The organism is Bradyrhizobium sp. Leo170 (assembly GCF_004296405.1).
Taxonomy (GTDB): Bacteria; Pseudomonadota; Alphaproteobacteria; order Rhizobiales; family Xanthobacteraceae; genus Bradyrhizobium.
In genome coordinates, this window is sequence record NZ_PSRR01000325.1 from 1 (window position 1) to 9,930 (window position 9,930).

Annotated in this window: 10 protein-coding genes; 9 read left to right on the forward strand and 1 reads right to left on the reverse strand. The window is 64.2% G+C overall.

The features are described 5' to 3' along the window. From CWO89_RS35165 to phoB, 7 genes are all read left to right on the forward strand, one after another. Positions 1 to 1,065, forward strand: a 1,065-nt coding sequence (locus tag CWO89_RS35165) for an ATP-binding protein (protein WP_130583018.1), incomplete at its 5' end; no start/stop codon positions are given. 143 nt (positions 1,066 to 1,208) lie between these two features. Next, entirely contained in the window at positions 1,209 to 2,219 is a 1,011-nt protein-coding gene (gene pstS / locus CWO89_RS35170; protein ID WP_130583019.1) for a phosphate ABC transporter substrate-binding protein PstS, read from the forward strand. 193 nt (positions 2,220 to 2,412) lie between these two features. Further along, positions 2,413 to 3,402, forward strand: coding sequence for a phosphate ABC transporter permease subunit PstC (gene pstC / locus CWO89_RS35175; RefSeq protein WP_165421456.1), 990 nt, complete (start codon positions 2,413 to 2,415; stop codon positions 3,400 to 3,402). 3 nt (positions 3,403 to 3,405) lie between these two features. Next, positions 3,406 to 4,251 (forward strand): phosphate ABC transporter permease PstA, encoded by an 846-nt coding sequence (gene pstA, locus CWO89_RS35180; RefSeq protein ID WP_130583021.1) that lies wholly within the window; start codon positions 3,406 to 3,408, stop codon positions 4,249 to 4,251. A gap of 5 nt (positions 4,252 to 4,256) precedes the next feature. Next, positions 4,257 to 5,069 (forward strand): phosphate ABC transporter ATP-binding protein PstB, encoded by an 813-nt coding sequence (gene pstB, locus CWO89_RS35185; RefSeq protein ID WP_463702013.1) that lies wholly within the window; start codon positions 4,257 to 4,259, stop codon positions 5,067 to 5,069. Positions 5,070 to 5,080: 11 nt separating this feature from the next. After that, the gene (phoU, locus tag CWO89_RS35190; RefSeq protein ID WP_130583023.1) at positions 5,081 to 5,797 is read left to right on the forward strand and encodes a phosphate signaling complex protein PhoU; all 717 of its coding nucleotides are present in this window, start codon (positions 5,081 to 5,083) and stop codon (positions 5,795 to 5,797) included. A gap of 118 nt (positions 5,798 to 5,915) precedes the next feature. Beyond that, positions 5,916 to 6,623 (forward strand): phosphate regulon transcriptional regulator PhoB, encoded by a 708-nt coding sequence (phoB, locus tag CWO89_RS35195; RefSeq protein ID WP_028163454.1) that lies wholly within the window; start codon positions 5,916 to 5,918, stop codon positions 6,621 to 6,623. A gap of 120 nt (positions 6,624 to 6,743) precedes the next feature. Here the strand turns inward: phoB and CWO89_RS35200 are convergent, their stop codons facing one another. Further along, positions 6,744 to 7,259, reverse strand: coding sequence for a GcrA family cell cycle regulator (locus CWO89_RS35200; RefSeq protein WP_130583024.1), 516 nt, complete (start codon positions 7,257 to 7,259; stop codon positions 6,744 to 6,746). A gap of 499 nt (positions 7,260 to 7,758) precedes the next feature. Between CWO89_RS35200 and CWO89_RS35205 the strand changes: the two genes are divergently transcribed. Both CWO89_RS35205 and argF read left to right on the forward strand, forming a co-directional pair. Then, a complete protein-coding gene (locus CWO89_RS35205; RefSeq protein ID WP_165421457.1) occupies positions 7,759 to 8,967 on the forward strand; it encodes an aspartate aminotransferase family protein in 1,209 nt (402 codons plus the stop codon). Then, positions 8,967 to 9,893 carry an ornithine carbamoyltransferase gene (gene argF / locus CWO89_RS35210; protein WP_130583026.1) on the forward strand — a complete coding sequence of 309 codons (927 nt, stop codon included), beginning with the start codon at positions 8,967 to 8,969 and terminating at the stop codon, positions 9,891 to 9,893. Before CWO89_RS35205 ends, argF begins: the two co-directional genes overlap by 1 nt. The last annotated feature ends 37 nt before the right edge of the window (positions 9,894 to 9,930 follow it).

Sequence of the window (9,930 nt, forward strand, 5' to 3'; positions counted from 1 at the left end):
GTCGAGAACGGGGCGGTTGCCGCCGTCGTCGCCGGCATGCCGGACCCGGCGGTGCTGCTCGACCGCGCCGGGCGCGTCATCCATCTCAATGCCGCAGCGGCCCAGTTGGCGCCGGCGCTGCGCAAGAACGAGCTGGCCCAATTCGCGTTGCGGTCGCCGGAGATCATCACCGCGCTGCGCGAGGCGATCGCCACCACCGAGCCGCGGCGCGCCACCTATCTCGATCATGTCCCGGTCGATCGCTGGATGGAATTGGTGATCACGCCGGTGCCGGTGCCGACCCTGTTCGGCGGCACCGACAAATGCATGCTGATGACCTTCCACGACCTGACGCCGCTGCGCCGGGTCGAGGAAATGCGCGCCGACTTCGTCGCCAATGCCAGCCACGAATTGCGGACGCCGCTCGCGGCGCTGTCGGGCTTCATCGACACCCTGCAGGGGCCGGCCAGGGACGATCCGCGGGCGCGGGAGCGCTTCCTCGGCATCATGCACACCCAGGCCACCCGGATGGCGCGGCTGATCGACGATCTGTTGTCGCTGTCGCGGGTCGAGCTCTCGGCCCATGTCCGCCCCGACACCTGCGTCGACCTGATCCCGATCATCCGCCAGGTCGCCGACGGCCTGGAGCCGCTGGCGCGCGAGCGGCAGGTCGTGATCGAGATCCAGCTTCCCGAGGCGCCGGTCATGATCGCGGGCGACCGCGAGGAGCTGTTGCGGCTGTTCGAAAACCTGATCGAGAACGCCCTGAAATACGGCGCCTCCGGCGGCAGGGTGATCGTCTCGCTCAAGGAGGCCGCCTCCGGCGAGGGCGCCCCGGAGATCCGGGTCCTGGTGCGGGATTTCGGTCCCGGCATCGCCCCGGAACACCTGCCGCGGCTGACCGAGCGCTTCTATCGTGTCGACGTCGGCGACAGCCGCCTCCAGGGCGGAACCGGGCTCGGATTATCCTTGGTGAAACATATTCTTAACCGTCATCGCGGCCGTCTCTTAATCGAAAGCGTGCCGAAAAACGGCGCTACTTTTACCGCCTGTTTTCCCCAGGTGAAGACCGCCGCAGCGGCATAAAATCAAGCAATTTCAATTGCTTGAATGTGTCATCCAACTGTCACCCAACCTTCGTAAAACGAGCATCGACCGCTCCTAAACGGACCGGCGTGAGCGCGATCGGGCGCATCCGGCGCTTCGCTCACAGGATTGGAGACCACCCCATGAATTTCTTTAGGACAATCGTCGCTGCCGGCTTGGTGGCCGTTTCGACGTCGGCCTTCGCGGCCGATATCACTGGCGCGGGCGCGACATTTCCGTTCCCGATCTATTCCAAATGGGCGGACGCCTATAAGAAGGAAACGGGCAACGGGCTGAATTATCAGTCGATCGGCTCGGGCGCCGGCATCAAGCAGATCCAGGCCAAGACCGTGACCTTCGGTGCCACCGATGCGCCGCTGAAGGCCGAGCAGCTCGAGAAGGACGGACTCGTCCAGTGGCCGATGGTGATGGGCGCGATCGTGCCGGTCGTGAACCTCGAAGGCATCAAGCCGGGCGAGCTCGTGCTGTCGGGCGAAGTGATCGGCAACATCTATCTCGGCAAGATCACCAAGTGGGACGATGCGGCGATTGCCAAGCTCAATCCGAAGCTGAAGCTGCCCTCTGACGCCATCACTGTCGTGCGCCGTTCCGACGGTTCGGGCACCACCTTCAACTTCACCGACTTCCTCTCCAAGTCGAACGCCGACTGGAAGTCCAAGGTCGGCTCGGGCACTGCGGTCGAGTGGCCGGTTGGCGTTGGCGCCAAGGGCAACGAGGGTGTTGCCGGCAACATCAGCCAGACCAAGAACGCCATCGGCTACGTCGAATACGCCTACGCCAAGCAGAACAAGCTGACCTATGCCGCGATGGTCAACAAGGCGGGCAAGACCGTGCAGCCGACCATTGCTGCGTTCCAGGCTGCTGCTTCCAACGCGGACTGGGCCAAGGCTCCGGGCTACTACGTGATCCTGACCGACCAGCCGGGCGATGCGTCCTGGCCGATCACCGCGGCGACCTTCATCCTGATGCACAAGGAGCCGACGGATAAGGCGGCTTCGGGCGAAGCCATCAAGTTCTTCAAGTGGTCGTTCGAGAAGGGCGGCAAGGCCGCCGAGGAGCTCGACTACATTCCGATGCCGGAAGCGGTCGTCAAGCTGATCGAAAAGACCTGGGCCTCGGACATCAAGAGCTGAGCCTCGCATCGAGAGCCTCGCGCCCCGTCATCTTCCGGGGCGCGAGTGCAGCAAGTGATCCCGGAATCCCAAGGGGTTCCGGGTCTGGTCCTCGGACCCAGAAGCGGCGCCGGATAAACTCGTCGGCAAGATCGCTCGACAAGAAGCGACCCTTCTATTGTATCAGTCAACACAGGGGATTGGCGTGGCAGACATGGCCGTTCAAAGCGACGTAATGGCAGCCTCCGGACCTTACGATCGTGCCAAGGCCCTCAGCGCCTTCAAACTCGGTGACATCACCTTCTACTGGATCACCCGGGCCTGCGCGATTTCGGTGCTCCTGATCCTTGGCGGCATCATTCTTTCGCTGATTGCCGGCGCCTGGCCGGCGATGAAGGAATACGGCTTCGCCTTCCTGTCGACGCAGCGCTGGGCGCCGTCGGCCGATCCGCCGGTGCTCGGTGCGCTCGGGCCGATCTATGGCACGCTCATCACCTCTATCATCGCGATGCTGATCGCCATTCCCGTCGGCATCGGCATTGCGATCTTCCTCACCGAGCTTTGCCCGCAATGGCTGCGCCGCCCGATCGGCATCGCGATTGAGCTCCTGGCCGGCATCCCCTCGATCATCTACGGCATGTGGGGCTTCTTCGTGCTCGGCCCGTTCCTCGCCAACACCTTCCAGCCGTTCATGATCCGCCTGTTCGACGGCGTGCCGCTGCTGGGCGCGGTGTTCGGCGGCCCGCCGTCCTATCTCAGCCTGTTCAACGCCGCGCTGATCCTGGCGATCATGGTGCTGCCCTTCATCACGGCGATCTCGGTCGACGTGTTCAAGACAGTGCCGCCGGTCCTGAAGGAGGCGGCCTACGGGGTCGGCTGCACCACCTGGGAAGTCGTCCGCAACGTCGTGATCCCCTATACCCGCGTCGGCGTGATCGGCGGCATCATGCTGGCCCTCGGCCGCGCACTCGGCGAGACCATGGCCGTGACCTTCATCATCGGCAACTCGTTCCGCATCTCCTCCTCGATCTTCGCGCCGGGCACGACGATCTCGGCGGCGATCGCGAGCGAATTCGCCGAGAGTGACGGATTGCACCAATCGGGCCTGATCCTGCTCGGCCTGTTGCTGTTCGTGCTGACGTTCATTGTTCTCGCCTGTGCGCGACTGATGCTGATGCGTCTGGAAAAGAAGGCGGGGAACTGAGCCATGAATCCGATTTACAGGTCTCGCCGTCGCAACGACATCATCATCCGCGGGCTTTGCATCGCCGCTGCCGCGTTTGGGGTGACTTGGCTGGCGCTGATCCTGTTCACGCTGTTCTACAACGGCCTCGCCGGCCTCAGCCTCGATGTCTTCACCAAGAACACGCCGCCGCCCGGCTCCACCGATGGCGGTCTCCTGAACGCGATCGTCGGCTCGGTGATCATGACCGTGATCGGTGTCGGCATCGGCGCGCCGCTCGGCCTGTTTGCCGGCACCTATCTCGCCGAATACGGCAAGCATGACCGGCTCACTTCGGTGATCCGCTTCATCAACGACATCCTCTTGAGCGCGCCGTCGATCATCATCGGCCTGTTCATCTATGGCGCGGTCGTCGTGCCGATGGGCGGCTTCTCCGCGCTGGCCGGCTGTCTGGCGCTGGCGGTGATCGTCATCCCCGTCGTGCTGCGCACCACCGAGGACATGCTGCTGCTCGTCCCTAACCCGCTGCGGGAGGCGGCCTCCGCGCTTGGCCTTCCGCGCTCGCTGGTGATCAAGCGGATCGCCTATCGTGCGGCGCGCTCCGGCCTGATCACCGGCGTGCTGCTGGCGACCGCCCGCGTCGCCGGTGAGACCGCGCCGCTGCTGTTCACCGCGCTGTCCAATCAGTTCTTCAGCCTGAACCTGACCAAGACGATGGCGAACCTGCCGGTGACCATCAACAACTTCGTGCAGAGCCCCTACGCCTATTGGAAAGAGCTCGCCTGGAGCGGGGCCCTGCTCATCACCTTGACCGTGCTCGCGCTCAACATCGGCGCGCGCATCCTCGGCGCCGAAAGGAGCGCAAAATGACCGATATGACCGTATCGACGACCAGCCCGAGCGCGGCCATTCCCCAGAAATCGCTGCCGGAAGCGCCGCCGAAGGTGACGGCACGCAGCCTCAACTTCTATTACGGCGAGCACCACGCGCTGAAGAACATCAACCTGGCGCTCGGCACCAACCGCGTCACCGCCTTCATCGGTCCTTCCGGTTGCGGCAAGTCAACGCTGCTGCGGATCTTCAACCGGATGTACGACCTCTATCCCGGCCAGCGCGCCACCGGCCAACTGATGCTGGACAAGACCAACATTCTCGACCCCAAGCTCGATCTCAACCTGCTGCGGGCGCGGATCGGAATGGTGTTCCAGAAGCCGACGCCGTTCCCGATGACGATCTATGAGAACATCGCCTTCGGCATCCGCCTTTACGAGAAGATCTCGAAATCCGAAATGGACGGCCGAGTCGAGAAAGCGCTGCGCGGCGGCGCGCTGTGGAACGAGGTCAAGGACAAGCTCAACGCCTCCGGCCTGAGCCTCTCCGGCGGCCAGCAGCAGCGTCTGTGCATCGCCCGTACGGTTGCGGTGCGGCCCGAAGTGATCCTGTTCGACGAGCCCTGCTCGGCGCTCGATCCGATCTCGACCGCCAAGGTCGAGGAACTGATCCAGGAGCTGTCGGAGGACTACACGATCGCGATCGTCACGCATAACATGCAGCAGGCGGCGCGCGTCTCCGATAAGACCGCGTTCATGTATCTGGGCGAACTGATCGAGTTCGACGACACCAGCAAGATCTTCACCTCGCCGAGCGATCGTCGCACCCAGGACTACATCACCGGCCGGTTCGGTTGAGGAGGGACATCATGGCTTCTGAACATACCGCCAAGGCGTTCGACAGCGATCTTCAGGAACTGACCCGTCTGGTCGCGGAGATGGGCGGGCTGGTCGAACGGATGATCACCGAATCCGTCGATGCGCTGATCCGCCGCGACATTGCGCTCGGCAAGCGTGTCGTCGCTTCCGACATCGAGATCGACAGCCTGCAGCGCGTGATCGAAGAGCGCGCCGTGCTGACGATCGCCCGCCGCCAGCCGATGGCCGTCGACCTGCGCGAGATCGTCGGCGCGATGCGGGTGGCGACCGACCTCGAGCGGATCGGCGACCTCGCCAAGAACATGGGCAAGCGCGTCGCCGCGCTGGAGAACGACTTCCAGCCGCTGAAGCTGATCCGCGGCTTGGAGCACATGACCGACCTCGTGCTGTCGCAGGTCAAGTCCGTGCTCGACGCTTATGCCGCGCACGATCTGCCGGCCGCGATGAACGTCTGGAAGAGCGACGAGGAGGTGGACGCGATCTGCACCTCGCTGTTCCGCGAGCTCCTCACCTACATGATGGAAGATCCGCGCAACATCTCGTTCTGCATCCACCTGATGTTCTGCGCCAAGAACATCGAGCGGATCGGCGACCACGCCACCAACATCGCGGAGACGGTGTTCTACATGATCGAGGGTCAGCAGATGACCGACAAGCGGCCGAAGGGGGATATGACGACGTTCGCCACGACCGTTCCGGGCAACTAGAGCACATCCAGGAAAGTCGAAGCCGGTTTTCCGAAGAAGATCCTGCTCAAAACATCAAAGGAAGAGTGGGATGACGATTCAGGCAGAGAGTCATCCCGCTATAGGAGAAGCCAAGCCGATGAGCGCACGCATTCTGGTGGTCGAAGACGAAGAAGCGCTGACGACGCTGTTGCGCTACAATCTCGATGCAGAAGGCTATGATGTCGAAACGGTCGCCCGTGGAGATGATGCGGACACAAGGCTCAAGGAACGCATTCCCGACCTTGTCGTGCTCGACTGGATGCTGCCGGGGCTCTCCGGCATCGAGCTGTGCCGCCGTCTACGGGCGCGGCCGGAGACCAAGCAGCTCCCGATCATCATGCTGACCGCGCGCGGCGAGGAAAGCGAGCGCGTGAGGGGACTGGCGACCGGCGCCGACGACTACATCGTCAAGCCGTTCTCGGTGCCCGAACTGCTCGCGCGGGTGAAGGGCCTGTTGCGCCGGGCAAGCCCGGAGCGGCTCGCCACCGTGCTCACCTATGGCGATATCGAGCTCGACCGCGAGAAGCGTCGCGTCGCGCGCTCGGGCCGTCCGATCGATCTCGGCCCGACCGAATATCGCCTGCTGGAGTTCTTCCTGGAGCATCCCGGCCGCGTGTTCAGCCGCGAGCAGTTGCTCGACAGCGTCTGGGGGCGCGACATCTATATCGACGAGCGCACCGTCGACGTCCACATCGGCCGCCTGCGCAAATTGCTCAATCCCGGCCGCGAGCAGGATCCGATCCGCACCGTCCGCGGCGCGGGCTACGCGCTGGATGATCGCTTCGCGAAGGCCGAGCAGTCGTAACTCGGCGACCTCAATCCGTAGCCCGGGTGCAGCGAAGCGTAACCCGGGGAAATTTGGACCTGCTGATACAGCCTTCCCGGGTTGCGCTGCGCTTCACCCGGGCTACGATCTGTCGTCGGCTTACTTGCCGTGTGACGGCTTGACCGTCGGACGGCGGCGGTCCGCTGCCGGCTGGTAGGCGACGCGGGAGTGGTGCGCGCAATAGGGCAGGCCGGGAAGCGCCTTGCCGCCGCAGAAGAAGAATTCCGGGCTCGAGGGATCGCCGACCGGCCAGTGGCAGGTGGCCTCGTTCAATTCGAGCAGCGACAGCCGCTGGCTCATCGGCACCACATTGTCGTAGGCGATAGGGTCCGCTTCCACCTCCACCTCGAAGGCGTGGGCGAGTGCGGTGTTGCCGCGGGAGACCGGCCGCGCTACGCGCATCATCGGCTGTGCGGGACGCGCCTTGCGCTGCCGCGGCGCGGCTGCAGCAGGACTCTTGGCGCGGCCCGAGAGGCCGAGCCGGTGCACCTTGCCGATCACTGCATTGCGCGTCACGTTGCCGAGTTCCGCTGCGATCTGGCTGGCCGAGAGCCCGGCTTCCCAGAGCTTCTTCAATTGCTCGACGCGTTCGTCGGACCAGGTCAATACCGTCATCGCATCTTTCCCTTCGCGTTGCGCCGGCCGATCCTGGGACAGCGCTGCGATGCCTAATCTCAAAAATCCCTGCGGGCAGAATCCCTTAAGGCTCGCCGGGCACGAAAACCGCACCCGAACGTGTACGCCGCACACAAAGGACTCTAGGGATCAAAACTGCCGCACGAGATGTCGTACCCGACAGGCCAAACGCTACAATATGGCGTGACTCTGGCGCAAGAGTCCGCGCCTATGCGTCCACATGTTCCGACATTTAGGGATTGCAATCGGGCTTTTCCACTACACTGGAAACCCGCGGATTACCCGGTACTTTGCAGCGCGGCCTGGCGGCTTCGTGGCGATTGACAGCACCCGCCGCGCGCATAGAATGCCTTTACGTGCCGCCCTGCAAAGGCGGCACGTTTTGTTTTCGCTGGATGAGCTCCAGCCGCGTGTCTGCATCGCTGCACGCCGCCAGGGCTCATCTGAAAGGCTTGTCTAAAACCCTTCAGTGATCGCCATGACCGACAGCGCCACGTCGCATCTGCTTCCCGTTTTTGCCAGGGCCGATCTCGGCTTCGAACGCGGGGAAGGCTGTTGGCTGATCTCGACCAAAGGCGAGCGTTATCTCGACTTCACCTCCGGCGTCGCGGTGAACGCGCTCGGCCATGCCCATCCGCATCTGGTGAAGGCGCTGCAGGAGCAGGCGACGAAGCTCTGGCACATGTCGAACCTGTTCAAGAGCCCGGACGGCGAGAAGCTTGCCGCGCGGCTGTGCGAGCAGAGTTTTGCGGACTTCGTGTTCTTCTGCAATTCCGGCGCGGAAGCGATGGAAGGCGTGATCAAGGTCGTGCGTCACTATCACTTCTCGAAGGGACATCCGGAGCGCTATCGCATCGTCACCTTCGAAGGCGCCTTCCATGGCCGCACGCTCGCGACGCTGGCCGCGACCGGCGCGGCGAAATATCTCGAGGGCTTCGGCCCGCCGATGGACGGCTTTGACCAGGTGCCGCATGGCGATATCGAAGCGGTGAAGCGCGCGATCGGTCCGCAGACTGCGGGCATCCTGATCGAGCCGGTGCAGGGCGAAGGCGGTGTGCGTTCCGCGCCGCCGGCCTTCTTCAAGGCGCTGCGCCAGCTCTGCGACGAGCACGGCCTCCTGCTTGCCTTCGACGAGGTGCAGACCGGCATGGGCCGCACCGGCGATCTCTTCGCCTACAAGCGCATCGGGGTCACTCCCGATGTGATGTCGCTGGCCAAGGCGCTCGGCGGCGGCTTTCCAATCGGCGCCTTCCTTGCGACTGCGGAAGCCGCGTCCGGCATGACGCCGGGCTCGCACGGCTCGACCTTCGGCGGCAACCCGCTCGCGGTCGCGGCCGCCAGCGCCGTGCTCGATGTGATGCTGCAGCCCGGCTTCTTCGATCACGTGCAGAAGATGTCGCTCCTGCTCAAGCAGAAGCTCGCCTCCGTGGTCGACCGCTATCCGTCCATTCTCGCGGACGTGCGCGGCGAGGGGCTTCTGATCGGCGTCAAGGCCGTGGTGCCCTCGGGCGACCTCGTCAACGCCCTGCGCGAGCAGAAGCTGCTCACGGTCGGCGCCGGCGATAATGTGGTGCGCTTCCTCGCGCCGCTGATCGTCGGCGAGGCCGAGATCGAGCACGCCATCGGTTGCCTCGAGCGCGCCTGCACCGCGCTCTCAAGTGGACCGTCGAAGAAGGCAGCGGGATGATGAGCAAGGCACCCCGTCACTTCCTCGACATCAACGAAATGTCGCTCAACGAGCTGCGCGCCATGCTCGCCGCCGGCGCCGCCATGAAGGCGAGACTGAAGGCGCATGAGAGGGCTACGAAGCCGCTCGAAGGCAAGACGCTGGCGATGATCTTCGAGCGCCCCTCGACCCGCACGCGGGTGTCGTTCGACGTCGGCATGCGCCAGCTTGGCGGTGAATCGATCATGCTCACCGGTGCCGAGATGCAGCTTGGCCGTGGCGAGACCATCGCCGATACCGCGCGGGTGCTGTCGCGCTATGTCGATGCGATCATGATCCGCATCCTCAACCACGATGCGCTGCTCGAGCTTGCCGCGCATGCGACCGTCCCCGTGATCAACGGGCTGACCCGGCGCTCGCATCCCTGCCAGGTGATGGCCGACCTGATGACGTTCGAGGAGCGTCGCGGTTCGATCGAGGGCAAGATCGTGGCCTGGACCGGTGACGACAACAACGTGCTGGCGTCATGGGCGCATGCCGCCGAGCGTTTCAAGTTCGCCCTCAACATCGCGACGCCGCCACAGCTCGCGCCGAACAAGGCGATGCGCGACTGGATCAAGGCGACCCAGGCGCCGATCGTGCTCGGCAACGATCCCGAAGCAGCCGTGCGTGGCGCCGACTGCGTCGTCACCGACACCTGGGTGTCGATGGGCGACAAGGACGGCGAGCACCGGCACAATCTACTCCGGCCCTATCAGGTCAATGCCAAGCTGATGTCGCTGGCGAAGCCAGATGCTTTGTTCATGCATTGCCTGCCTGCACATCGCGGCGAGGAAGTCACCGACGAGGTGATCGACGGTCCGCAATCGGTGGTGTTCGACGAGGCCGAGAACCGCCTGCATGCGCAAAAGGGCATTCTGGCCTGGTGTTTTGACGCGGTCGCGTGACTGCGCGCGCTGCTGTCGTCCCGGGCTTGACCCGGGA